Origin of the sequence: Paenibacillus gorillae, from assembly GCF_000513275.1 — a bacterium.
In the GTDB taxonomy this organism is placed as follows: Bacteria; Bacillota; Bacilli; order Paenibacillales; family Paenibacillaceae; genus Pristimantibacillus; species Pristimantibacillus gorillae.
Window position 1 is genome coordinate 1 of sequence record NZ_CBVJ010000024.1, and the last position, 25,560, is coordinate 25,560.

Consider the following 25,560-nt stretch of genomic DNA (forward strand, 5'->3'; position numbering starts at 1 on the left):
TTCAAGCAGCGAAGAAGACACATGGCATTAAACCGCTGCCTACATTTGCTTTTATTGCAGCAAGCAAAGAGCGATAAACTTCGTCCCGTCGCACAACAGCTCCTAATATTTTCATATCGCTGGCCGCTCCTGTATAATAGTAGCAAATAGAAGAAGAAAGAGGTGCAGCGAAAATGACCAATGACCAGATGAACCAGTCAAAGCGTATAGCCGTCGTTACAGGGGCTAGTGCAGGAATGGGCAAAGAAACGGCGATATTGCTTGCCGCCGAGCATGGGATGAAGGTGTTCCTGCTCGCGAGAAGCGAGGAAAGAGGGCTTGAAGCAGTCCGGGAAGTGAATGAGAAAAGCGGGCGGAGTGATGCCGAATTGGTGCTTTGTGACTTGGCTTCCATGGCAAGCATTCGCCAAGCTGCCGCCAGCCTGTCGGAGCGCTGTGATAAAATCGATGTTCTCGTTAACAATGCGGGCGTTGTAACAACGAAACGCGAAGTGACGGAAGACGGCTTCGAACGGCAGCTCGGCGTCAATCATCTGGGTCATTTTCTGCTGACGGGTCTGCTGCTGCCGCTATTGGAACGAAGCGAAGAAGGAAGAATCGTCGTCGTATCCTCTGGCGCTCATAAAATCGGACGCATGCGCTACGATGATCCTAACATGGAGAAGAGCTTCACCATCTGGGCTGCCTATGGGCGCTCCAAAGTGGCGAATATCTGGTTTGCTAAGGAATTGGCTGAGCGGCTTAAAAAAGCGGGTTCGGCAGTGACCGTCAACGCCCTGCACCCCGGAGCGGTAGCTACACAAATCGGTGTGAACCGGAATACGGGGTTCGGCACGATGCTGCATAAGCTGCTGAAGCCATTTTTCCTGACAGTGACGGAAGGCTCCGCCACTGCTGTTTACTTGGCAGCCTCCGATAGTGAGGAAGTTAAGAAGACCAGCGGACAATACTATTACCGGAAAGCACCGGCTCCGGTATCCAAGCTTGCTGCCAATCCGAGTGAAGCGAAACGTTTCTGGGAATGGAGTGAACAGAATACGAAGTTTCAGTATCCAGTGTGACGGGTCAGCAAGAGATTGGGGAGGTGAAGCAATGACATCGGTCGCAGTAGAGGAATTGAAGTCGGTAGAGGGCACTATTGAGGCAGAACTAGCGTCATTGCTGATCGCAATTGTAGAGGATGGCGGATCGATCGGTTTTTTGCCGCCGCTTGACAACCGTGCTGCCCTGAAATATTGGAGAGAGGTACCCGGCGGTGATGGCGTCATTTTGTTGGCGGCGAAGCTGCAAGGACGTATCGTTGGCAGCATTCAGCTTCAGCTCAGCACGAAGCCAAACGGATCGCACCGGGCAGAAATTGCCAAGCTGATGACGCATCCTGATTATCGGCGCAAAGGAATTGGCCGCTTGCTGATGCAGGCCGCCGAGAGTCAGGCTGTTCAAGAGAAGCGGACGCTTCTCGTGCTCGACACCAGAGAAGGCGATCCGTCCAATTTGCTTTATTCTTCGCTTGGCTATGTTCAGGCTGGCCGTATACCAGATTACGCACGTTCAGCGGACGGCGGGCTGGATGCCACAATCTATTATTATAAAAAGCTGGACTAGTGATTTCTCTAGTGAACAGGAGGCCCACCTGCGGCATGAGATCGAATCAAGAAATGCTGGAGAGCGCATCATTTTGCAGACTCCTGAGGCCATGAGCATGTTTCCTCCTGATTTGGGCAACTGGTTTTCTTATCTGATGCTGTTTACAGACGGCAACCGCATTGATCTGATTCTTATTCCATTAGAGGAGCTTGAAAAGTATAGGAATGATGATAAGCTGACAGTTATTTTAATGGATAAGGATAACAGGCTGCCTGAACTGCCGCCTCCTTCGGATGAAGACTATTGGGTGAAACGGCCGTCCGCCGCATTTTTCGCCGACTGCTGCAATGAGTTCTGGTGGGTGTCTACTTATGTAGCGAAAGGGCTATGGCGGAAGGAAATGCTGTTTGCGCAGGATCATCTTAATCAGATTATGCGGCCAATGCTCATTCAGATGCTGGAATGGGAAGCAGGCATCGCTACCGGGTTTACTTTAAGCGTGGGGAAAAACGGCAAATATTTGGACCATTATATTTCCGGGGAGAGCTGGAATGAGCTAATGGCGACATTCGCGACCGGGAAGTATGAAGAAATGTGGGACGCATTATTTCGTTCATTTGCATTGTTCCGCAAAACGTCTGCTGTCGTAGCGGAGTATTTTGGCTTTGGCTACCCGGAAGAGGATGACAAGCGTGTTACCAGCTTTATAGAAGGCTTGAGGGCTCATGCAATCGTGCGTAATTAAGGAGTAGAGAGGGATTGCTCGCCGCTAGTATATGCTGACATTAAAAAGTGGAGTCGTTCATCGGACGACTCCACTTTTTTAGTGTCACTTTAACTTGAAGTTGTTACGCATCTTGGCTCTAATCTGCATCCTTGCCAAATTTGAAATCAGGATCGTAGCCTTTTACGGTCTTCTTCTTATGCTTCTCAATAGCTTCGCGGTCTTCTTTCGGCAAATCGTCCAGGCTGACAGTTGAACCGTCAGTTGTAATCAGCTTGCCGTCCGAGCTATAAGGAAAGGCGCTTATACGGCCGATCGACATGCGGCGGACCTGCCTGCTCATAATCGACAGACGGCGGGTAAGCTTAGGCGGAGCCGGTGATTTATCAGCTCCGCCATCGCCAGAAGCTGTAGTGTCCGGTTGAGGTTCGCTTACTGTCTCAACATGCATATGCGCATTTTCCTGCACAGGGTTGTTGACGCCAAAGTGAGGCCCCACATCAGGCACATTGGCATGGAAGCTGTTGGCCTGCTTAATGAAAGCTTCAAACACGGATTTATTCGTTGGACTAGACGCAAGGTTATTCCTTGCTGTAATAAACTGCTGCTGGGATGTTTCCATATCGGTGATTAGCTGCTTAAGCTGGGCGTCGGAACCTTTGCCAACCTGCTCTTTTTTCCGCAAATCAATTTTTTCTTGGCCTGCGGTGATGAACCGGTCTGTCCATCTATTAAAGTCTGTAGCCGTTTCCTTGCCTTCCATCAGCTTCAGGGCATTGTTGCGGATATCATTGTATGACATGCGGTGCGGCATGGCACCGTTAATTTCAGTGAGTTTCGGCTTGCGGTAATCGGAGATTGTGACGCCGTAACTAGGATCGCGGCTTGTCGAGATGAAGGCGGCCCGCTTGGAGGCTGTTGTAAAGCTGGGCCGTTTGCCCTCCCATACCACCGTCGATTCATTGTCAGTCTCCTCGTCAGACTCCTCGATTTGTTCATCCGATCCGAGTTGGACCAGTTCAGAACCTGAGGACATATTTGCTTCAGTTCTTAACTTTTTGACTGGCTGCTCGATCTTCTTTTCTGCATCCTTAGCTTGTACTTCCTCCAGCAGACCTTCCTCTTCGTCAACTGCCATTTGCTGTTCTTCTTCTAGTTCTTCGCTTTCATCATCTAGCTGCTCGTATTCCTCACGGCCCCTTTTGACGGCTGGCTTTGATCCCATAAGCTGCAGCACAAACTGATTCCCGACTTGCTGCTGCAGGGAGAGCAGGGATGTCGAGGTCTGGGAGCCTGTGCCCGTTCTAGGCCGAGACGATTCGATTGCTGGCCGCTTCACAGGTTGCTGCTTTAGGTTTGGCTGCTTCAACGTTAAAAACTCCTTATGACATTCATTTATATTAGTATAACTTGAATGGGATGGCATGAACAACCAAATAACCCATTCGCGGATTGTAAAAACAATAGAGTAAGCACACTGGCAATATGATAAAATAAAGCGCCGAAACCTCGTATTCCTTCTTCTAAAAACAGTAGAAATACACCTGAAATCCGTTTGACCACACATGATTTTATAAGGTTCAAATCTATACATATCTCAACATTAACCATATAGTAGTAAATATATAAAATAAATCTTGTTCGCAATTAATGGAGGGGGAAGTCAATGCGAGATTGCCAAACGAGAGGTTTACGCTGCGTGATGATAGTTGGACTGATCATGATGACAGCCGTTCTCGCTTCTTGTTCCAGTGAACGAAGCACAACTGCATCTGCCGTTATGTCTCAAGTTGCCGGCGGCATTAGCGAGCAAGGCTTCGTCCAAGTAATGGACGAGACCGTATGGTTCCATGATCTCAAAAGCGGGAAATCGGCAGCATTGTTATGTCAAAACAAATCGGCATGCAAGGACAATCCCTACTATAAATACGATACGGATGGTTATCAAATTGTTGCAACGGCCATCTATAAAGATAATCTTTATACATTTGTTTTGAACAGTGTGAACGAAACGACCTTGTATCGAATGAAACCGGAAGTAGATGGCAGGGAGAAGATCGCTTCCATTCCTTGGCAAGTTTCTTCCGGAAATGTTCTCTTTCACGATGGACAAGCCTACTTCTCTGGTGTTCAGTACATCATTGATGAGAATGGTGCAGCTGGAAGTGATAATCAAATTTTAACCATCATTCGTGTAGACTTGGAGGCGGGCAAGGTCACCGAGTTAGGCGAGCAGCATCATTATGAAGGCGGTTCGTCTATCGACTCCATATCGCTTGCAGATGATAAACTGCGCTACCGGTATGTGTATGCAGAAATGACGGAGGAACAGAGAGAGGCGCTTGTACAGGGTCAGTTGAAAATCGAAGAAAGCGTACATTTGCTAAAAGCTCAGTTTTACGAGATTCAGTTGCGGACAGGCGAGAGTAAAGTGATTTTGGAGGGTAAAGACTATCCGGGGATTTCCATGGAGGGCGATGCTTCTTACGCCTACTTTATAAATGAACAACAAACGAAGGTTTTCCAGGTAAGCTTAGACGATTTTCAACAGACCGATTTATTTGAAGGTGAAACCATTTATGCTTTGAATAACGGGCTTTTGCCGGGAACTGGATTGTTTTTTTCACAAGGCATTCAGAATGAAACCAAATATTATTACGATTTCAAGAAAAATAAAGTCATCGAAATTAACCTGCCGGATACTTCTTTCCCGATACTGGCATTCGACAATTGGCTGGCAGCAGGCAAGATGATAGACGGCAAGTATCAGCAAGTATATATGACGATTGAGGATTATATCGCGGGCAGCAATCAGTATATTACGATGAAAAAATCCTGAATATAGCGTGTCGGGGAGGAGCGTTGAGCTTTGCAATTGCAGGTGGAGCAGCTAACGAAAGCATACGGCTCGAATCTCGCTTTGAATGGCTTTTCGTATACGTTTACAGAGGGAGTCTATGGTTTATTAGGGCCAAACGGGGCAGGGAAGTCGACGTTTATGAGCTTGTTGACGGACAATCTGCTGCCAAGCAGCGGTGTGGTGCGTTACAACGGACAGCCTATCAGCAAGCTGGGGAAAAAGTATTTGAAGGTGCTCGGCTATATGCCTCAGCAGCAAGGGATGTATGATACGTTCACAGCGGAACGGTTTCTCTATTATATAGCAGCGCTCAAAGGGTTGAAGAAGCGGGAAGCGGATCTGCAAATTCCGCAGCTGCTGTCGTTAGTCAATTTGCAGCAGGAGCGATATAAAAAGCTCGGTAATTTCTCTGGCGGTATGAAGCAAAGAATTCTCATTGCCCAGGCGCTCATTGGTGATCCGAAAGTGTTGATTTTGGATGAGCCGACTGCTGGCCTTGACCCTAAGGAACGAATACGCATCCGGAATTTAATATCGGAAATTAGCTTTAATAAAATTGTTCTTGTGGCGACGCATGTGGTAACCGATATCGAGTATATTGCGAAAGAAGTGCTGCTGCTCCAAAAAGGCAAGTTAATCGGCAGCGGCTCTCCTTATAAGTTGTCCAATGAATTGCAAGGCGTCGTATTTGAGATTCAAACGACTTCCGATCGATTAGCTGACGTGGCACAGCACTATAAAATAGGCAATATCGCGAAAGAAATCGACCATATAACGGTTAGAATCGTCTCGGACGAGAAGCCGGATCATTACGCATATACCGAAGTGAAGCCGACGCTGGAGGATCTATATTTATATAGATTTGATTCGGAGGATACGGTGTGAACCTTTTCAAATATGAATGGATGAAAATCTTTTCCTCTCGGGCGCTGCTGCTGCTCACTGCAGGGTTAATCGTTCTAAATGGCGTCTTGATCTATCTGGATGAATACAATAATCGCCAAGCTGTTCCCTATACGCCTGCTGCTTATAATCAGCTCTATGAAAGCTATGAGGGTTTGCCCAGCAAGCAGATCGAAGCCATGCTGGAGCGTGCATACGCGGAATTGCTTGCGATTATAGACTTGGAATCGATGCTGAGCAATACGGCATATACAAGCGAAAGCATGATTCAAGGGCAGTTAGCCGAGCGGTACCCCAGTATCGATATTGAAGCATTATTCTCCTCTTATACAAGCGGCAGCTATTTGAAGTATACCAATCATTCCTACGAAGAGCTCCTGCTTACGAAGGAGGCGCTTGAACAATCGGTAAATGTGAATCGCTATGCATCCTTTTTGCAGCAAAAGGAAGAGGATGCGAAGATCTTATCCTCGATCTCTATTTTCGCCAAGGAAGGCTCCTATTCTTCAAAATATGTAATAAAAGCAGCGAATGACTACGCCGGATTATCGGGAGTCGAGCTTTCATTTGAACGTTCAAAGGGCGTGACGATGGCGACGCAGTTTCTGCCTACGGATCTCATTGCTGTATTCTTTATTCTGATCGCGGTAGTGGTTATGGTGACGAGAGAAAAGGAGCAGCAGCTTCTTAACTTGGTGAAAACGACTTATAAGGGCAGGGCACCTTTAATTGTGTCTAAGCTATTTGTGCTCGCGGCTATATGCGTTGTTATCGAGCTATTGCTGTATGCCACTAATTTTGCCATGGCCTTTCAAACCTACGGGTTTGGAGAATTAAGCCGAACGATTCAATCCGTACAAGGCTTCTATGAATCGACGTGGAAAATATCAGTAGGCCAGTATTTCCTGCTATTCCTGCTGGCTAAGCTTTTCGTCTATATAGTTGTAGCATTTGTGATGATGCTCATTGCCGTTATTTGCCAAAAATCAATAACGGTCTATATGACCATTGTAGCCGTATTTGGCCTCAGCACATTTTTTTACTACCTTGTTCCGCCAAGCTCTTTAATGGCTTTTCTGAAGCATATCAATCTCGTCAGCTTTCTGAATACGTATACGTTATTCAGCACTTATGTGAATCTGAATCTATTGGGTCAAGTTATCAATTATCGTGATGGCTTTCCAATTGCAGTAATTGCGGCTAGTATTGCTTTGTTTTCGTTAACAGTGCGTACGTTTTGCAGACAAAAGTCTCATCTGTCTAGATCTGATTGGAGCGTATCCTTGCAGGAGAAGTGGGGCAGAGTCTTTGGGCATAGCGCGCATGTAAGTCTCTTCCGGCATGAATTTTATAAAATAGCGATTGCCAATAAAGTGTTGGTTATCATGGTCGTGTTTATCGGTTTTCAGCTCTACAGCTACGAGCCGGTAGTTGAACGCATTCAAAGCAAAGATGACTTGTACTACAAGCAATACATGCTTAAGCTGGAAGGCGAGCTGACACCGGAGAAGAAAGCTTTTCTGCAAGAGGAGCAGCAAAAGTTCGATGCGGCGATCACAGAGCTTTCCCACTCCTCTGGCGAAGCCGGAAGCACAATGAATGCGATGAAAATGCTGGATCGAAAAAATGCTTTCGATAAAGTAAAGGCACAAGCCGATTACTTGCGGGATATGGAAAAGCAATATGGGATAAAAGGGTGGTTCCTGCATGACGCGGGGTACTTGCTGCTGACGGACGGCACGCAGCGAGTCGTGAGCGAGGATCTGTATTTAGCACTGCTGCTCGTCGTTGTGCTGATCGCAGCGATTTCACCGATATTTACTTACGATCTTCAAACGAGGATGAACCGCATCGTTTCGCTTACACCGCATGGAAGAGGGAAATTATTTTATATTAAAATGACGTTGGCATTGCTCATTGGAGCTTTCGTATATGCGGTCATCTATGGAACGAGGATTGTCAGCGTGCTGGGCGGTTATGGAAGCAGGGCAGTGCAAGCACCAGCCTTCAGTATGCAGCATCTTTCACATGTAACGCTGGATATGTCTATTTTGCAATATTTAATGCTCATTGGTGTTATCCGTTTCGCTGGAGTATTAATGGTTATATTCATGATAGGACTGATTTCTGTCCAGCTGAAAAGTCTGATCGCCGTCATGCTTGCTTCAACGGGGCTGCTGGCTCTGCCAATTTTATTAGGGATCATTGGTATCCGGCAATTCGATTATTTGCTCATTACACCAATGCTTACCGGGAATGTGTTGTTCAAATCCTATTCCTATGTGCTGCTTGAAGAGCATCGGGCTATTTATTTGATCGCTCTGACAGCTGCTGTTATCATTATGGCAGTCATATTATTCAGGCAAATCCAGAAAAGGGCGTAGCTCTGTAAAAGCACAGAAAAACCCCGCGTTTATATTAAACGCAGGGTTTCTTATCAATCATTTGCTCCGACTCGATTAACGCAATACTTTGAGAGCGCCGCTCCATGCAAGCACTTGGTCAAGCATTCCGTTAACGTTAGTCAAATGCAGATCAGCCGGTTTGAATACCGAGCCGTTCTCGAAATCTGTGAACAGCGACAATGCAGGATGTACGCGAACGTCAGCTACGGAAAGCTCACCGAGAATGCCGCGCAGATGCTCGGCAGCACGAGCGCCGCCAACGGAGCCGTAGCTCACGATGCCTGCTGCTTTGTTGTTCCATGCTTCGCGAGCGAAGTCGAGCGCATTTTTCAATACGCCAGTAATGCTATGGTTATATTCTTGAACGATAAATACGAAGCCGTCGAGGCTGTTCAGCTTTTCATTCCAAGCGGCAGCTTGCTCAGTTGCATCTTCTTCACCGAAAAACGGAAGCTTGAAATCCGCGATATCTACGATTTCATAGTTAGCGTCATCACGTTTGTCCGCAACGCTTTTTACCCATTCGCCAACTTGCGGGCTAACGCGCCCTTGACGTGTGCTGCCCAGAATAATCCCGATATTTAATTTCGACATTCGTATTTCCTCCTTATTTGTCTACCCTTATTTTCCCGGTCATCATCGTTTCTTATTCGCTTTGATGAATTGAAGTATTGGGAATATGAGACAATAATAAGGGATTTGATTAATAAAGTCAAGAAACTTACATAAAGTTTGTAATTTACAATTTGAACAAAATTTTGTGATTTTAAAAACAAGCCTTTAAAGCTGCAGCAGCAATATTGAGGAGGAGATGCAATAATGACAGAAATCGATCAAACGGAGCTGGATAAGCTCGTCAAAATCAGTCAGCCGGCCAGGCGTGCGCTGCGGGGAGCCGGAATTACGACGCTGGAGCAATTGGCGGAGCGGAGCGAGAAAGAGCTGCTCGGTTTGCATGGGCTGGGACCAAAGTCGATGCCGGAACTTAGTGCCGTATTGACTGCAAAGGGGATGTCATTCAAGTCATAGCCCGGTTATTCAATACGAAGAGGACAACCTGTGCGAACACGGGGTTGTCCTCTTTGTTGTGAATCAGTTCCTGTAAGCATCTCGCATAGCTTCAATCGTTTCGGTTAGCTTATCACGCAGCTCCTGGGGAGCAATGGCTATCACACTTGCTCCAAAGCTAAGAATGATCTGACACGCTGACTCCATCGTATTGAACTGCACTTCCGCTGTGATCATGCCTTCACGCGGGGGAGAGTGGCTGATGACTTGCAAATAGCGGCGCTGCCTGAATGCATCAAACTCCGGTGCCATGATTTCAATAGTTGCGTGATAGCGAGGCAGTTCTCGAATGAACCGCATGGTGGATTGCTCCCAGAAGGTATCCAATTCAAAGCTGTCCGGCGCAGAAAAATGCTCATCCAGCTTATCCGCTGTCAGCAGCCGGGAAATACGGTAGCTCTTGATCATCCCCTCAGCGGCTGCAATGACATACCAGATGCTTTGTTTGGCGACCAGCCCAAGAGGGTCGATGACACGGGTAACTGTTTCCGTGTCTTTCTGGTACGTAATGAGCAGCTTTCTTTCCTCCCAGACCGCCTCCTGAATAGTTGGCAGCAGAGGAAACGTTTCAATCGACTGATGCCAGCCCGCGCCGTCGATATGAATTTTTTGCCTGACCGTCTGGGCGTTCAGGCGAACGGAATCGGGAGAAGCGGCAAGCAGCTTCTCGAATGCCAGTTCATAATGCTTATGCATCCCCAAATCTTGAAGCAGGCCGCCTTGCGAGTTGAAGAACAGCGCAGCCAGCTCTTCCGCTTTCATTCCCGTTAATTGCGTTCTATATTGCGGTGAAAGCGTCCAGCCGCCTTGCGGCCCGCGCTCTGCATATACGGGAACGCCAGCCGCACTGAGTGCATCCATATCTCTAATAATGGTACGTTTCGTAACCTCAAGCTTCTCGGCCAGCTGGCCAGTCGTAAGCTTTCCGTAATTTTGCAGCTGCAGTAAGATGGATAGCAATCTGTCACTTTTCATCGCGTGTTCAAGCCCTTCCTCGGCAAATCATATTTATTTCATTGTAGCAGATAATGATGACAGAGGTTGTCATATATATGGCGGTATCATTAGGAAGTAGAGAAAACAGGTGATGGAAAAGAGGGCTTATATGAAAACATTAGCAGGTAAAATCGCAGTTGTAGCTGGAGCAACCCGGGGAGCGGGCAGGGCGATTGCCGTTGCGCTGGGTGAGGCTGGAGCGACGGTATATTGCACGGGACGCAGTGTGAAAGGGAAGCCTTCGGACCTGAACCGGCGGGAGACCATTGATGAAACGGCGGAAATGGTGACAGCCGCAGGCGGAGTTGGCATCGCCATTCAAGTCGATCATACGGTGGAATCACAGGTGCAGGAGCTGTTCAAGCGGATTGGAGAAGAGCAGCAGGGCAGGCTTGATATTCTTGTCAACGACATATGGGGAGGAGATCAGCTTATCGACTGGAAAAAGCCGTTCTGGGAGCATTCGCTGGATAAAGGCTTGCTCGTGCAAGACCGTGCGGTCCGCTCGCATATGTATAACAGCTATTATGCGGCTCCGTTGATGGTGGAGAGAGGGAGCGGTCTCATTATCGAAGTGACGGACGGGACCGGTTATAACTATCGGGGAAATCTTTACTATAGCTTGGCGAAAGTATCGGCTATTCATTTGGCAGCAGCTATGGCAGCCGACCTGCAAGCTACAGGAGTGACGGCACTTTGCGTTACGCCGGGTTTTCTGAGATCGGAGGAGATGCTGGAGCATTTTAAAGTGACCGAAGCGAACTGGCAGGATGCAGTGCATGGCGGAATTCCCGATGCCGAGCATTTCGGAGAGTCAGAAACGCCTTATCTTCTAGCGCGAGGTGTTGCTAAGCTGGCGGCTGACCCTAACGTCTCCGAGAATGCGGGGAAAACGCTGGCGAGTTGGGATCTGTCGGAAACTTATGGCTATACCGATGTTGACGGGCGCTCTCCGCATTGGGGAAGGTATGCCAAGAAGCTAGGTATCTTTCAGGGAGAATAAATATAGAAAAGACTGCTGTCATCTGGCGACAGCAGTCCAATGGGCAGGCCGCGATAACGAAGGCGGCAGTTTCGTAGCATGATTTCCTTTGGCAGCATTAAGCTGGGATTGTGTTAGAAAAATACTTTCGGTCAGGTCGGCGCCACCGAGATCCGTATCCCGGAAATCGGCTCCGATCAGATCGGCGCCGCGCAAATCGGCATTAGCGAAATTAGCGGCGATTAGCAACGAGCCTCGCAAGTTAGCGCCCCGTAAGTCGGCGCCTTTCATATTTGCTCCGATGAGATCGGCCCCGCGGCCGATCTTTTTAGTGCGTTTCCCGCCCTTCGATTGGGGCGCGGCCTTGGAAGCTGCGGTGCGGCGAACCTCTTCGCTAATCTGAAGCAGCAGCTCATTGACTTCCATTCGATGGGCAATGATGTCGAGCTTCATAACTTCTTCCGGACTTAACAGAGTTAAACGCTCGATCTGTTCATACATGTCGGCCAGCTTCTCATGCAGAGAGCGGGCTGCCGGGTAGGTTAACGCTTCATTGATATACCAGAGCAGCTCCTGCAGCTGACGCATGACAGGCAAGACATCGAACATCAGCTTCGCAGAATCCGGCGCTTCCCGCCAGTTTTGTCCTTTGAATGTTATTTGACTAATTTTTTGCCCGGCGCCAAAGCAGTCATACACCGTACAGCCGCGAAAGCCTTGGGGGCGAAGGCGGTCATGAATGCCGCAGCGGAAATTTTGCTGCAGATGATTACAGGCTTGTCCCGCATCTTTATCAACAGCGAAGTCACTCGATGCCCCGAATGGCAAAGCGACACAGCATAAGCCGAAGCAGTTCTCGCAGTCGCCAAGCAGCTCGGCGCGACGCTGATCGGTTAGTGATAAAGCGTTAGAATTTATCTCAGACATTGTTCTAAACTCCCTTTTATTCTCATTATTCCATCCTATTACGGTTGTTCCAATTCGTCAATTACGTCTCAGCAGCCTTGCGAGGGAAGAGGGTTGTAAATTATAATGGGGGAGAAAGGGAGGTCGATCGGGATGGAAAATCTATTTGCTAGTCGAAACTCATGCAGAGCCGAATATTAGGGCGAATACTTTGCATGGGGACCACAATTGAATAGTTAAGATGGTCGCCCTTTGATCGTTTCGTTTCTAATAATGGGCTTTGCACCTTATTTGGCAACAACATATAAATAAGGAGCTGAAAAGCATGAATACACCATTCATTAGAAACCATCAGTTTAATTTTATTAAGAAACAGATTAAAACACTTCAAAATGCTTGCACGACCGTATCCGATTTGAAAATCGTAGAGTCTGTACGTACCGGGGTCTTAACGGCCATTACGGAGCTGTTCCCACACGCAACCGAAGAGCAAAAACAGCTGCTGGAGCAATGCGCGACAACCAAAACCGCAGTAGAATTTCAACAGTATATAGACTCTCTGGTACCTTATCTCGAGGAATTTACTCCGGTAACGGATCAGCAATTGAAGAAGCTGTTTCCCAAAATAAAGAAGCTTAAGCTTCCAGATTTAAATGAAGTGGATTACCGCTATACCACATATCTGGGCTGGAGCGATGTCGCAAGCAGCAGACGTTTTCTCGCCTATCACCTGAACGGCAAGCTTGTTGGGGTTGAAGGAAGAATTACGCCGGCGAACAAAAAAACGATTTGCTTCGTTTGCAATCGCTTGGAAGAGGTTGCTTTGTTTACGGCAATAACCAAATCCAAACCGGCGAATGCGTCTCCAGACTATTACAAAGCGATCGGCCAGTATATGTGCTTGAATAGCGCAACCTGCAACGGAAATGTTACGGATACCGGTAAGCTTGAGAAGTTTATCGAAGATGTAACGTCCACTGTATATAAGAATTAATTGTAAAATAACAAGAAGCCGCGATCCTTAGGATCGCGGCTTTTTCTATAAATTGCGGTTAAATTTGTCCACAATATGATCAATGATGGGCATAATCCTCGCATCGTCGACGAGCGACAGCTTGTCAGCCCTGAACAGCTGAATTTTTTTGAACTGATAATAATCATGCAAGGCTTGCTGGATAGATAGCTGGTTATACAGCAAATACTTCACATTTATAATTTCCCGAAGCAGAAGGTCGTCCTGCAGCAAAAGAAACTTCTCGTTAATGGGATTGAATATGCCTCTCTGTTTGCCGTCCTGGTAAAACGCTAACGTTTCCTTCTCGCGCCTGTTCAGCGTATCCTTCAATTGATCGTACAAGTCCGGATAGCTGCCCTGGAGATCCCTTAAAAATGCTTCTGTTATCTTGCCTACAAGTGACACGGATTGCTCAAAGAGCTGCTGGAACCAGAGGCCGAAGGATGATTCGTCATCGTCAGAGCTTCGCGCTTCAAGCTTCTCAATATAATTCACAAATACGCTCACGACGGCTTCAATAACTTCTTCCTTCGAGGAGAAGTGTTTGTACATGGTGGCCCGGCTGACATCCATATGTTTGGCGATATCGTCCATACGCAAATGTTGAAATCCATCCTTGATCGCTGTAGATATTAACCGTTTTGACAGTTTAAGACGTACATCTTGCTCTGGCTTACTCATTTCGTTCCCTCCTCAACACTCATCTTATTATACAGTAAAACTCGAATGATATATACTTTAAAGATAAAATAGACAAAAAACATAAAAAGTGTTTACTTTATTTATTTGTCGTGTTATTGTTTGAATCAGCGTTTCGAGAGAGGAGATTGTAACAATGAGAACTCGTTCAAAAATAGCGTTGTTGGCTTTGGCGGTGACCTCAACGTTCGGCACAATGATCGCTGCGCCGGCAGTTAAGCTGCTGGCTGTCGCATTTCCAGACACGAACCCTCTGCTTATCCAGTGGTTCATTACGGTGTCATCCTTATTTATATTGCCAACCTTGTTCATGGCAGGGTACCTGTCGAGGAGATTTTCACGCAAAAGTATTCTAGTCGTCGGACTGCTGCTTTACTTGATTGGCGGTATCGGTCCAGCGTTTGTAGATTCCTTCAATGTCATGCTTGCCTTTCGAGCTTTATTGGGATTAAGCATCGGCTTAATCTCACCAGCCTTCAACGCGTTGATCGCAGAAAGCTTTCAGGGTCAGGAAAGGATGCGAATGAACGGTTTTGTTACCGCAATTAACGGCATCGGAGGAGCTGTCTTCCTATCCATAGGCGGCATTATCGCATCATACGGCTGGCGCAACGTATTTCTGACCTATGTGTATGCCATTGTCCTGCTTATTGCTGTACTGTGGTTTCTGCCCAAGTTTCCGCCTAAATTTCCTCAGGCAGCAGATGGAATCAACACCCTAGTCAATACGTCTAAAACGAAGATTCCCCGCTTTTTTTATCTGGTAGCCGTTGCAGGCGGAGTTCATGCTATGCTGTACTTCCTAATTCCGACGAACCTGTCTTTTTATTTGACCGATAATCACATCGGCAGCGTAACGACAGTCGGTTATTTATCAGCGCTGTCATTGATTGGGGCTTTTATCGGCGGAGTTTCCGTCACAGTACTTTCCACGTTTTTCGGTAAGAAGCTCGTTCCTGTCCTGCTAATTACAATGGCGGCTGGATTTGCTGTATTTGCAATAGCCCATTCGGTATGGACGGCTGCTTTAGCCGTATTGCTTATTGGTTTTGCTGAAGGCTTGCTGTTTCCGTTAACTTTTAACAAAACCGCTGAAATAGTACCTGCAGAACGTCTAACTGCAGCAATCTCCATCTTATTGTCTTTTGTTTATGCTTTTCAGTTTTTCACCCCGCTGTTCATGCAGGGGGTGCAGACGATGTTTCATCTGGACTCCAGCCGGCAAGCGTTCATGCTTATTGCAGAAGCGCTCATTGCAGCAGTCATCCTGTATTTCATATTTGTAAGAGTGAATAGAGCCAAAACTACAATGCTGAAGAGAGAAGGGGTACAATCATGAAGTCTATTGAACAAATTTATGTGAACGGGGAGTTTATCCATCCATCCGGTGAACAATATCAAGTCCTAATCAATCCTGCGACCGAACAAATCATTGGCCATGTAAGACTGGGTGATGAGCAGGATGCGAAAATTGCGATTGCCGCAGCCAAGCAAGCATTCCGGACATTTTCACGTACAACGGTGGAAGAAAGAAGCCAAATGCTTCAGCGGCTTCATGATGCCATATTGGCAAAATCAGACCGGTTGATTCAAGCGAATATTGATGAGTATGGCGCTCCAAAAAGAGCGGCGACGGGCAGGGTCAAGCTAGCAGCAAACAACTTATTAGATACGAAAGAAGCGCTGGAAAGCTACAATTTCGTGCAATACATCGGGAAGGCCAAAGTAGTTGCGGAGCCGATTGGCGTTATTGGAATTATTACGCCTTGGAATGCCAGCTACTCGCAGATTACAGCGAAGCTGGCGGCGGCAATTGCAGCCGGTTGTCCGGTTGTAATCAAGCCCAGTGAGCTAAGTGCTATGCAGACACAAGTGCTGACTGAGTGCTTCCACGATGCGGATCTTCCTCCCGGCGTCATAAATGTCGTGACAGGACTAGGCCATACGGTTGGTGCAGAATTGACACGTAGTCCCGATGTTGCGATGATTTCATTTACCGGTTCAACGCGGGTAGGTAAAGAAATTCGCAGAGGTGCGGTAGATACGATGAAACGGGTTACACTGGAGCTCGGAGGCAAATCGCCGAATCTTATTTTAGATGATGCCGATTTCAGTATCGCGATACCGACAGCGGTCAGTCATTGTTTTACGAATAACGGGCAAGCTTGCGTTGCAGGCACACGACTGCTCGTACCCGAGCATCGGCTGGAAGAGGTCAAACAATTAGCGAAACAGGCCGTTCAGACGATAACAGTGGGAAATCCGTGGTCAGAGGATACGATACTTGGTCCTATCGTGACTGAAAAACAGTATGAGCATGTGCAGCGGCTGATTCAGTCGGGCATTAATGAAGGAGCGGAATTGGTTACAGGCGGGGCAGGGCGTCCGGAAGGCTTGGAGCAGGGCTATTTCGTCAAGCCAACCGTGTTTGCTAATGTGACGGAAAAGATGGCCATTGCGAATGAAGAGATATTTGGTCCTGTACTGTCAATTTTAACTTATGGAACCATTGATGAAGCGATTGAAATCGCGAATAACACCAGCTACGGCTTGGGTGCCTACATTAGCACACCCGATTTGGATAAAGCAGTCGAAGTGGCCTCACGAATTGAGGCAGGAGTTATTGCGATTAATGGGGCAGGCTTTGAGATGAAAGCGCCGTTTGGCGGTTTCAAGCAGTCCGGTATCGGAAGGGAATACGGCGTGTATGGCTTGGAGGAATGTCTGGAGACGAAGACGATAACGGGATATGACAAAAAGCAAGCCTAAGCAAATAAAGAGAGAGGGCTAGCCGTAATGGCTTGCTCTCTCTCTCTTTGCTGCCGTTATTATTTAAAAATCCCTTGCTGCACAGCATTCTCAAACCATTCAGATGTGGAGGTAAGCTTCAGTTCGGCTGCTGGAGCAGCTTGAACAGGTTTAGGCAGAAGAGAGCTGTTAGCTCCAATCCATTCGTATAATCCTGCCAAGCCAGCGCTTGTTTCCTCACCAAGCAGCGGACGAAGCGCAGCTTCAAAATCCGTAGTGGCTAATGAATGGAACGCGATTGAACGGCCTAGCACTTCACCAAGCTGAGCAGCTACTTGTTGACCGGTTAAGTAATCGGGGCCAATGACAGGGAGCGTTTGCCCGGCAAGCTCAGGATGCTGAATCGCATACACGGCATATTGCGCAGCATCATCGATACTGACCCAAGCCAGCGGCTCTTGCGCCGGAACGGGATAAGCAAGCACTTGACCGTTGAAGACGCCTGGGACAAACAGGTTCTCCAAATAAAGGGTAGGCTGCAGGGACACGACCGGCAAGCCGCTTTCTTTAGCTTCGTTCATTAAGTCCCGTTTGAATTCGATCGCAACCGCATCAGTAACCTGATCTGGAACAAAGACGTTTGTATTGAGAACCAGCAGCTCAATTTGTGCTGATTTGGCGGCATTAATTGCATTTTTCAAGTATTGTTTTACAGCTTCGGGCCGATAATCTACGGGAAGCTGCAAGTAAACGATATCGGCATGCTGATGTGCTTTCAATAAGCTTTCATAATCATTCAAATCTCCTTGCTGCGCCTGTATTCCTCTCGAACGCAGCTGCTCTGCTTTTTCTGCCGTTCTGGCAAATGCGTGAACCTCAAAGCCGGCTTGCAGCAATTTATCCGCTACGGCACCGCCTTGTACGCCCGCTGCTCCATAGACTAAAACTTTTTTTGCTGTTGTCATTATTATTGTCCTCCCAAGGTTTATATGGTAATTAAACTGTTAAAGCGCGTTTCTGTATGCTATAACCATAGTAGTGGATAGCGGGCTATTGCGTAAGTACGCACATTTTTTATATGTAGTATCTTTTTTTATACCTGGAGGGGAAGTATAGGATGGAAATGGAAAATTCCAATAGAGGCTGTCCGGTTGAAGCGGCAGTTAAGCTCATCGGCGGCAAGTGGAAGATCATCATATTGTATCAGTTGGTTACGAACGGGCCGAAGCGCTTCAACGAGCTGAGAAGAATTTTTCCCGAGGTGACACAGCGTATGATGACGTTGCAGCTGCGTGAATTGGAGGAAGACGGTTTAATTAACCGGAAAGTGTACCATGAGGTGCCGCCTAAGGTTGAATATTCAGTATCTGAGCTTGGGCAAAGTCTGCACCAGGTATTGCTTCATATCCAGGATTGGGGATTGTATTATATGGATCAGAAAGCTGCTAAAAATTAATTCTTTACCGTTCGTTCTCATAATGGTATGATGAGTTTGCGGGAGGGAAGACTAATGGCGCGAAGCAAACAATTTGATGAGAATGAAGTACTGCTCAAAGCGATGCAGTTGTTCTGGGAACAAGGCTATGAGAAAACATCGATGAATGATCTCGTCGAGCATATGGGAATCCATCGCCGCAGCTTGTACGACACGTTTGGAGATAAGCGTACATTGTTCCTGAAAGTGATGGAGCGATATTCTGACAGTATAGATACCAAGCTTAGCAGCGGTATTGCCCGTACCGATAGTGCCATGCAGGCGGTCCGTTTTTTATTCGACTTTATGATCGAAGGCTACGAGGATAAGCCTCCTGGCTGTCTATTGGTGAATACGGCAGTAGAATTGGCTCCCCGTGATTCGGAGATAGGGAATAAAGCGCTCCAAGGTTTTACGAATACGGAGCAGCTGTTAACCGATATCATTGTTAAAGGTCAACAGGCCGGTGAATTTACGACGGAGCTGGATGCCGGTGAGCTTGCCGAGCATTTGCATAATACGCTGCTTGGGTTTCGGGTGCAGGGACGAGCTTTTGTGGATAAAGACAAGCTGCATCGCATCGCCCGGCTGTCGCTAACGGTTTTGAATAAATAAGAGCGGCAGCCTCTTTTTTTACCTATTAAAGAACGATAATTCTTAAAAATAGGCTTACACCGCTTCCCATCAAGCTTACACCCAATAAACATTTAGAGGAGTCGATAACCATGACAGCATTAACTCAGGATCTGACAGGAAAAGTTGCGTTAATTACGGGTGCTACGCGAGGAATTGGCTTGGAGACAGCACGCGGTTTAAGCAAGCTGGGTGCTAACGTTATTATTGGCGGCCGTGATCAGCAAAAAGCGGATGATGCCGTTAAGCTGCTGGCTCAAGAAGGCTTGAAAGCGGAAGGCTTGAAGATCGATGTCAATGAGTATGCGGATCATCAGGAAGCTTTTGCTTACCTGGAGAAGAAATACGGCAAACTCGATATTTTAATCAACAATGCAGGCATTTTGCTAGATGCAGAGAGTGCATCGCATCAAATCATTAACCGGACTAGCACGATTTCGGAGGGCGAGCTTCGCGAAACTTTCGATGTGAACTTTTTTGCCCCAATCGTACTGACACAAACGCTGCTGCCTCTCATCCGCAAATCAGATGCAGGAAGAATCGTCAATTTATCAAGTGCATTGGGATCACTTAATCTGCAGGCAGACCCGGCATCGCCGTTCTATTCCATGAAAACATTTGCTTACAACGCTTCGAAAGCAGCGCTTAACGCCTTCACGATTCATTTGGCTGCCGAGCTCAAGAATACTTCGATCAAAGTGAACTCGATTCATCCGGGATGGGTTCAGACTGAAATGGGCGGTGAGAAAGCGAATGTCGACATTGTAGAAGGAAGCCACACAAGCATCATCATGGCCACATTACCAGCCGACGGACCTACAGGCGGTTTCTTCCATCTGGAAAATCCATTGCCTTGGTAAACGTATGGTCTGTTATCGTTAAAGTGAAAAATGGATCTCCGCTTCCTCCAGCTGTCTGGATAGAACGGGGAGCCATTTTTTCTGTCTTGCTTCGCTTGACTTTAAATGAACGATCATTTAATATACATCCATAAGCCTATGGCGTAATGACAGGCTTAATGAAACTTCATTGAATGAACATATTTTTTCTTTTCATTTAATTGAATGTTCATTTATTTAATGGGAGTGATGCTGCTTTCTTTTAAGAATACAAGACAGAAGCTGACGTGCACATTCATTCACATTTCAACTGAATACCAAATTGAAATATATTGGAGGCTATTATAAATGCGAATTATCGATAAAATTTATATAAACGGACAATTTGTCACTCCTCAAGGCACAGAGGTACAAACCCTCATCAATCCTTCAACGAAACAAATAATTGGGCAGGTTACGTTAGCAAACGCCAAAGATGTACAGGATGCTGTCTCTGCCGCCAAACAAGCTTTTAAAACTTTCAAACATACGACGGTTGAGCAGCGGGCCAATATGCTGCAAAGACTTCATGACGCGGTACTTGCTCGAAAGGATGAACTAAGTGAAGCGTTTGTTGAAGAATACGGAAGCGCTGCAGCCGCTGCACCTAACTTCACCGACCTCGCTGTCAATAGCTTTATATGGGCGAAGGAAACACTTGAGAGCTTTGCTTTCACCAAGCAGATTGGAACAGCAAACGTCAGATTAGAGCCGCTCGGGGTTATCGGCATAATTACACCGTGGAATGCCAATTACACGTATATTGCTTCCAAGCTTGCGACCGCCATTGCTGCTGGTTGCACGACGGTCATCAAACCAAGCGAGCTCAGCGCGATTCAAACGCAATTGATTACGGAATGCTTACATGCAGCGGATATTCCTGCTGGCGTCATTAATATCGTAACCGGGACTGGACAAGAGGTGGGCGCTGAATTGACTCGCAATCCTGATATTGCGAAGATTTCTTTTACAGGATCGACCGATGTCGGCAAAATCATTCAGAGAGGCGCCGCGGATACGATGAAACGGGTGACGCTGGAGCTCGGAGGCAAGTCGCCGAACATTGTTTTGGACGATGCGGATTTGAACCAGGCTATACCGCTAGCGCTAATGTTATGCTACGGCAATAACGGCCAGTCCTGTATGGCTGCATCCCGGTTAATTGTTCCTGAGCATCGCCTTGAGGAAGTTAAGGCTATTGTATCTGCGTTTGTACCGAATATTAAGGTAGGTGACCCTCAGGATCTGAGCACACAAATCGGACCTATGGTCAGCCAAAAGCAATATGACCGGGTGCAGCGCTATATTCAATCCGGCATTGACGAAGGTGCGGAATTAGTTGCAGGCGGTTTGGGGCATCCGGAAGGACTTGAATATGGTTATTTTGTGAAACCGACGGTCTTTGCCAATGTGAAGCCAGCAATGACGATTGCGCAAGAGGAGATTTTTGGACCGGTATTATCGATCTTAACCTATCAATTCGAAGAGGAGGCCATTGAAATTGCCAATGATACGGTGTATGGCTTGGCTGCCTATATCAGCACTCCTGATCTGGAGAAAGCCAATCGGATCGCCGCTCAAATCGAGGCAGGTGTCGTTATGATTAATGGTGTAATGGTCGATATGAATGCCCCGTTTGGCGGCTTCAAGCAATCCGGCATCGGCAGGGAGTTTGGCGTGTACGGATTGGAAGAGCATTTAGAGCCAAAATCGATTTCCGGCTATTTGATTCAAGATTAACCGGCAGTTAACAGAAAAGCAGAATGTAAAGAACCCCGCGAATTCGAATTTTGCGGGGTTCTTTACATGTTCAGATCTGTCCAGTCTAGAGAAGCTCCAGTTCAATTACCGTATTCCGCGGATCCGGCAATGGGAAAGAAAGAGAATCTTGTCTGGTGAAATTGACGTAAGCGTCGTTCACAAATTCTGCCGTATTCCAAGGCCGGCTTAAGATAAGCTCTGATCCGTCAGCGAGCAGACGCGCTTTGCGCACTTTGCCGGCAAGTCCGGCAAGATTGATCGGCCCAATGCTCTCTTCAAACACATGAGCATACAGCTTGTTTCCGCGCTGCGTATAGCGTCCCCACTCCGGCTTTGGCAGCTCCGAGGCGCCGCAGCCATAGATGCTGCTGCCATTGCGGCTGATCCAATCGCCTACTTCAGATAAGATGTCGAGCGATTCCTTCGGAATTTTACCTTTGGCATCCGGGCCAACATTGAGCAGCATATTGCCGTTTTTGCTGACACATTCCACCAATTTGCGGATGATCGTCGATGGATTTTTTGTAATAATGATCGGCTGCTGCATATCCCCAGTTGTTATTGAGCGTGACGCAGGCTTCCCATGGAAGCGGTGTTCCATCATGGGCAACGATGCCGCCCGGCGGAATAATTTGCTCAGGGGAGGCGAAGTCGCCGGCGTAAATCGTTGGATCATTCGTATACATTGTACCGCCGCCTTCGCTGCTGCCTTCCAAGCGGTTGTCAATGACAATATGAGGCTGCAGCTCGCGCATCATCTCCATCAGTTCGGTTGCCCGCCATTTCTCGCCGCGCATTGTGTCGTAGGAGAAGTCGAACCACATAATGTCCAGCTTGCCGTAGTTCGTCAGCAGTTCACGTACTTGACCATGCATGTAGTCCACGTAGCGGCCGAAATTTTGCGGATCACGTTTGAACTTTTCATCATTTCTCATCGGATGGAACATATCGCCGTATGCCGGATAATCCTCGTGATACCAGTCAATGATGGAGTAGTATAGACCAACCTTCAGACCTTCTGCCCGGAAAGCCTCCAGAAACTCGCTTACAAGATCCCGGCCTGCTTTCGTATTCGTTGATTTATATTCGGTCAGCTTGCTGTCGAAGAGACAGAAGCCTTCATGATGCTTCGCTGTAAGAACGGCATATTTCATGCCGGCTTGCTTGGCGGCTTTTGCCCATTCTCTCGGGTTATAGTCCACCGGGTCGAATTCCTCGAAATATTGCTGGTAATCCTCTACACTAATATTTTCAGTGGAGCGAATCCATTCTCCTCGTGCCGGAATGGCGTATAGTCCCCAGTGAATAAACATTCCAAAGCGTTCGTTCAAAAACCACTTGGTTCTTTCTGTTCTTTCTTGAATCTGATTTCCTTGTTGCGTGCTCATTGTATCAACCTCCGTTAGCTGGAATGACTTTGATTTTAGCAAGGTTATGATAGAATAGACAGATAGATGCCTAACCTGTACGGGTATAAAACTAACTATAATCGAGGTTCAGCCGCTATGACCGATAACCGGAATATGGCCATTCAGCAAATGGTCGCGAGCATGCAGGTTCACATATGGGAGGCCAGAAAGCAGCAGTGCTGGCCCGAATGGAGAGACATCGATTATACCCCTTCCTATAACAAGCTCTATTATATTTTGGAAGGAGAGGGCTGGCTGAAAATCGGCGATCATGAGCTGTATCCGACGCCAGGACAGCTTATTCTAATGCCGGCTCATATCAAGCAATCGTACTCTACGATTAGCGACAAGCCTTTTCTCAAGCATTGGTGCCATTTCTCCGCGACGGTGGGCAATTCGGACGTCTTCCAGTGGCTGGATGTCCCTTATTGCTACGACTCGCTTGACCCGGCAATTATGAAAGAGCTGTTCGAACAGTTGTCAGAGGCGAATATGCAAAGCTCCGTTACAGCGCGATTGAAGGAGAAATCGATGCTGCTCAACATTTTATCGCACATAATCGAGCACGAGCCTATTCACATCCTACAGAACAAGACGGATGAAATGGAGAGGCTGTCCATTATTCAGCAGTACATCGAGAATCATCTGCATGAAGAGGTGACGGTGGAGCGGATGGCGGCCGTACTGCATTTGCATCCCAACTATTTCATAAAATATTTCAAGCGGCATTTCGGCATTCCGCCTCTGAGGTATATGAACTTGAAACGGATGGACAAGGCCAAATTGATGCTGCAGACGACATCCTCAAGTATTAAGGAAATTGCCCTGTCGACGGGCTTTGATGATGCGAACTATTTCTCGAAAATATTTAGAAAAGAAGTAGGCTACAGCCCTTCGGAATACCGCTCTCAGCTTTAGTTCGGAAGCCTATGCCTAGTAAAAAGGATCGCTTTGCAGTTGCCGCTGCAGGGCGATCCTTTTTGTGCCGTATAGGTCAAATACGTAGGCTTAGAACACTCGTCTGTCCCCGGCTGCGGCCAATTAAAGAACATTAGCCGTCACTTCGCTGCAACATTAAGAGAGGGGCTGCCGTTTAATAGACATCCCCGAAGAAAAGGATGATGCAACTATGATAAACAAGAAGAAAAAATAGCGTTGGCCGGATTTGCCGCTGCCATCGGCTTGGTGCCATTGCTCCATGCTGCACCCATTCAAGCCGCAGCACAAAAGACAGAGGTCAAGTTCCAGTTGAACGTGAAATCCTATACGAATAATTCTGGCGTTCATACACTTGCAGCTGCGCCTTTCATTTTGCATAATACGACGATGGTGCCTTTAAGAGCATTGACCGAGTCATTAGGCGGAACTATTCAATGGAATGAGAAGAGTCAGACGGCAACTTTATCTGGCGGATCGTACGGCAAGCTCACGATTAAAGTGAATGACAGTTGGCTTATTGATAAACAGGGCAATAAACTGAAGCTTCCGGAGAAGGTTGTTCAAACGAAAGGGATGATTTTCGTTCCGGTACGGAATATAGCACGAGCAATGGGAGCGAAAGTGGCCTGGAATGAGTCGGCTAAGACGATCGCAATTTCCAGTACACTGCCGGATCAGGGCTCTAAAGCTTTCCGATATTCTTTCGACAAAGATCAGGAAGGCTGGTCAGGTGATTTTGCCGATTTGCCGGTTAAATACGATAAAACCATTTATGAATTGGCGTTTGCAAGAGAAGCGATTCCAGGCACTGGCAGCAGCACTCCGAATTATGGATTGAAGCTGAAGGGCATGAATCGCAGTGACGATCTGTTTATGTTTTTAACGAAAAAGGTAGACGGGCTGGCCAAAAATACGACGTATAACGCTAAGCTTGAGTTTGCGATGTATACGAATGAAGCGGGCGAAATGATGGGCGTCGGGGGAGCTCCTGGCGAATCGGTCTTCATTAAGGCTGGTGTAGTGGCAACCGAGCCGAAAACAGTGCAGTCTAAGGATACCGGCGATTTGTATTACCGGATGAATGTTGATAAAGGCAATCAAGGGACTGATGGTAAGGATATGAAGCTCGTCGGCAATGCCGTTAAGCCGGACTCCGGCAAAGAAGGCTACCAGCGCAAGAATTTCACATACAATGTCAAAGTGAAATCTGACAGCAATGGACAGCTGTTTATTATTATCGGCAGCGACTCCGGCTACGAAGGCTTATCCACGCTGTATTTTGACGATATTTCGTTGACGCTGACTCCTTAAGCAGGAGTGTAAAAGATGAGCTTGTTCCTATTAGGGACAAGCTCATCTTTTATTATAACGCTGTATACGCGACTATCCGTTTACAAATGTGGAGAGAATTTGTTAAGATGGATGACATATTATAAACGCGATGACGAGAAGAGTAAGGCAGACACGTCCTGTACAGAGAGCTCCGGATGCTGAAAGGGAGCCAGGAAGGCCGGCCTGAATCAAGCCTCTGAGCAGCACGCCGGAACACGAAGGGATGGCGCGACGGGAGCTC

General features: G+C 47.2%; 23 protein-coding genes, 1 pseudogene and 1 other annotated feature (1 of these 25 only partly in view). Of the genes and pseudogenes, 17 read left to right on the forward strand and 7 right to left on the reverse strand.

The features are described 5' to 3' along the window. Nucleotides 1-173 precede the first annotated feature (173 nt). The 3 genes from TY10_RS03950 to TY10_RS03960 are packed head-to-tail and all read left to right on the forward strand — an operon-like array spanning nt 174 to nt 2,332. A complete protein-coding gene (locus TY10_RS03950) occupies nt 174-1,061 on the forward strand; it encodes an SDR family oxidoreductase (protein ID WP_238327427.1) in 888 nt (295 codons plus the stop codon). A gap of 31 nt (nt 1,062-1,092) precedes the next feature. Beyond that, the gene (locus TY10_RS03955; RefSeq protein WP_042160803.1) at nt 1,093-1,605 is read left to right on the forward strand and encodes a GNAT family N-acetyltransferase; all 513 of its coding nucleotides are present in this window, start codon (nt 1,093-1,095) and stop codon (nt 1,603-1,605) included. Further along, a complete protein-coding gene (locus TY10_RS03960) occupies nt 1,571-2,332 on the forward strand; it encodes an aminoglycoside 6-adenylyltransferase (protein ID WP_238327428.1) in 762 nt (253 codons plus the stop codon). Before TY10_RS03955 ends, TY10_RS03960 begins: the two co-directional genes overlap by 35 nt. Before the next feature lie 118 nt (nt 2,333-2,450). Here the strand turns inward: TY10_RS03960 and TY10_RS03965 are convergent, their stop codons facing one another. After that, nucleotides 2,451-3,680: a hypothetical protein gene (locus TY10_RS03965; RefSeq protein WP_042160805.1), complete on the reverse strand. Its 1,230-nt coding sequence runs from the start codon at nt 3,678-3,680 to the stop codon at nt 2,451-2,453. Nucleotides 3,681-4,010: 330 nt separating this feature from the next. On the opposite strand from TY10_RS03965, the gene TY10_RS03970 reads away from it, so the two are divergent. The 3 genes from TY10_RS03970 to TY10_RS03980 are packed head-to-tail and all read left to right on the forward strand — an operon-like array spanning nt 4,011 to nt 8,458. Further along, entirely contained in the window at nt 4,011-5,150 is a 1,140-nt protein-coding gene (locus TY10_RS03970) for a hypothetical protein (protein WP_155985688.1), read from the forward strand. Between the two features lie 30 nt (nt 5,151-5,180). Then, complete coding sequence (locus tag TY10_RS03975; RefSeq protein ID WP_042160809.1) at nt 5,181-6,056, forward strand: ABC transporter ATP-binding protein; 876 nt, start codon at nt 5,181-5,183, stop codon at nt 6,054-6,056. Continuing rightward, nucleotides 6,053-8,458, forward strand: a complete 2,406-nt coding sequence (locus TY10_RS03980; protein ID WP_042160811.1) for an ABC transporter permease — start codon at nt 6,053-6,055, stop codon at nt 8,456-8,458. The genes TY10_RS03975 and TY10_RS03980 overlap by 4 nt, the downstream gene beginning before the upstream one ends. Before the next feature lie 75 nt (nt 8,459-8,533). Here the strand turns inward: TY10_RS03980 and TY10_RS03985 are convergent, their stop codons facing one another. Beyond that, a complete protein-coding gene (locus TY10_RS03985; protein ID WP_042160813.1) occupies nt 8,534-9,073 on the reverse strand; it encodes an NADPH-dependent FMN reductase in 540 nt (179 codons plus the stop codon). 225 nt (nt 9,074-9,298) lie between these two features. Here TY10_RS03985 and TY10_RS03990 point away from each other — a divergent pair, with 225 nt between their 5' ends. Next, nucleotides 9,299-9,508 carry a DNA-directed RNA polymerase subunit alpha C-terminal domain-containing protein gene (locus TY10_RS03990; RefSeq protein WP_042160814.1) on the forward strand — a complete coding sequence of 70 codons (210 nt, stop codon included), beginning with the start codon at nt 9,299-9,301 and terminating at the stop codon, nt 9,506-9,508. 63 nt (nt 9,509-9,571) lie between these two features. Here TY10_RS03990 and TY10_RS03995 read toward each other — a convergent pair whose 3' ends face one another. Continuing rightward, nucleotides 9,572-10,522, reverse strand: coding sequence for a helix-turn-helix transcriptional regulator (locus TY10_RS03995; RefSeq protein ID WP_042160817.1), 951 nt, complete (start codon nt 10,520-10,522; stop codon nt 9,572-9,574). Nucleotides 10,523-10,652: 130 nt separating this feature from the next. Between TY10_RS03995 and TY10_RS04000 the strand changes: the two genes are divergently transcribed. Further along, the gene (locus tag TY10_RS04000) at nt 10,653-11,546 is read left to right on the forward strand and encodes an SDR family oxidoreductase (RefSeq protein WP_042160819.1); all 894 of its coding nucleotides are present in this window, start codon (nt 10,653-10,655) and stop codon (nt 11,544-11,546) included. 18 nt (nt 11,547-11,564) lie between these two features. Here TY10_RS04000 and TY10_RS04005 read toward each other — a convergent pair whose 3' ends face one another. Then, nucleotides 11,565-12,452, reverse strand: a complete 888-nt coding sequence (locus TY10_RS04005; RefSeq protein WP_042160820.1) for a pentapeptide repeat-containing protein — start codon at nt 12,450-12,452, stop codon at nt 11,565-11,567. A gap of 304 nt (nt 12,453-12,756) precedes the next feature. Here TY10_RS04005 and TY10_RS04010 point away from each other — a divergent pair, with 304 nt between their 5' ends. Then, nucleotides 12,757-13,425: a FusB/FusC family EF-G-binding protein gene (locus tag TY10_RS04010; protein WP_042160822.1), complete on the forward strand. Its 669-nt coding sequence runs from the start codon at nt 12,757-12,759 to the stop codon at nt 13,423-13,425. Between the two features lie 45 nt (nt 13,426-13,470). Here TY10_RS04010 and TY10_RS04015 read toward each other — a convergent pair whose 3' ends face one another. Continuing rightward, on the reverse strand, nt 13,471-14,127 hold the full coding sequence (locus TY10_RS04015; protein ID WP_052350348.1) for a TetR/AcrR family transcriptional regulator: 657 nt from the start codon (nt 14,125-14,127) through the stop codon (nt 13,471-13,473). Nucleotides 14,128-14,281: 154 nt separating this feature from the next. Between TY10_RS04015 and TY10_RS04020 the strand changes: the two genes are divergently transcribed. Next, nucleotides 14,282-15,484, forward strand: a complete 1,203-nt coding sequence (locus TY10_RS04020; RefSeq protein ID WP_042160824.1) for an MFS transporter — start codon at nt 14,282-14,284, stop codon at nt 15,482-15,484. Beyond that, nucleotides 15,481-16,914, forward strand: a complete 1,434-nt coding sequence (locus TY10_RS04025) for an aldehyde dehydrogenase family protein (protein WP_042160826.1) — start codon at nt 15,481-15,483, stop codon at nt 16,912-16,914. Before TY10_RS04020 ends, TY10_RS04025 begins: the two co-directional genes overlap by 4 nt. A gap of 59 nt (nt 16,915-16,973) precedes the next feature. On the opposite strand, the gene TY10_RS04030 is transcribed toward TY10_RS04025, so the two are convergent. Continuing rightward, the gene (locus tag TY10_RS04030; RefSeq protein ID WP_042160828.1) at nt 16,974-17,858 is read right to left on the reverse strand and encodes an SDR family oxidoreductase; all 885 of its coding nucleotides are present in this window, start codon (nt 17,856-17,858) and stop codon (nt 16,974-16,976) included. Nucleotides 17,859-18,010: 152 nt separating this feature from the next. On the opposite strand from TY10_RS04030, the gene TY10_RS04035 reads away from it, so the two are divergent. From TY10_RS04035 to TY10_RS04050, 4 genes are all read left to right on the forward strand, one after another. Beyond that, entirely contained in the window at nt 18,011-18,349 is a 339-nt protein-coding gene (locus tag TY10_RS04035) for a winged helix-turn-helix transcriptional regulator (protein ID WP_042160830.1), read from the forward strand. Nucleotides 18,350-18,403: 54 nt separating this feature from the next. Continuing rightward, a complete protein-coding gene (locus TY10_RS04040; protein ID WP_042160832.1) occupies nt 18,404-18,982 on the forward strand; it encodes a TetR/AcrR family transcriptional regulator in 579 nt (192 codons plus the stop codon). Between the two features lie 110 nt (nt 18,983-19,092). Then, nucleotides 19,093-19,860, forward strand: coding sequence for an SDR family oxidoreductase (locus TY10_RS04045; protein ID WP_042160834.1), 768 nt, complete (start codon nt 19,093-19,095; stop codon nt 19,858-19,860). Nucleotides 19,861-20,187: 327 nt separating this feature from the next. After that, nucleotides 20,188-21,618 carry an aldehyde dehydrogenase family protein gene (locus TY10_RS04050; protein WP_042160836.1) on the forward strand — a complete coding sequence of 477 codons (1,431 nt, stop codon included), beginning with the start codon at nt 20,188-20,190 and terminating at the stop codon, nt 21,616-21,618. An 85-nt stretch (nt 21,619-21,703) separates the two neighbouring features. Here the strand turns inward: TY10_RS04050 and TY10_RS04055 are convergent. Then, a pseudogene (locus TY10_RS04055) lies at nt 21,704-23,027 on the reverse strand (alpha-L-fucosidase). Between the two features lie 117 nt (nt 23,028-23,144). Here TY10_RS04055 and TY10_RS04060 point away from each other — a divergent pair. Both TY10_RS04060 and TY10_RS28645 read left to right on the forward strand, forming a co-directional pair. Continuing rightward, the gene (locus TY10_RS04060; RefSeq protein ID WP_042160838.1) at nt 23,145-23,966 is read left to right on the forward strand and encodes an AraC family transcriptional regulator; all 822 of its coding nucleotides are present in this window, start codon (nt 23,145-23,147) and stop codon (nt 23,964-23,966) included. Between the two features lie 237 nt (nt 23,967-24,203). Beyond that, entirely contained in the window at nt 24,204-25,298 is a 1,095-nt protein-coding gene (locus TY10_RS28645) for a stalk domain-containing protein (protein WP_052350349.1), read from the forward strand. 121 nt (nt 25,299-25,419) lie between these two features. After that, nucleotides 25,420-25,560, forward strand: a binding site (T-box leader) (it continues 110 nt past the right edge of the window).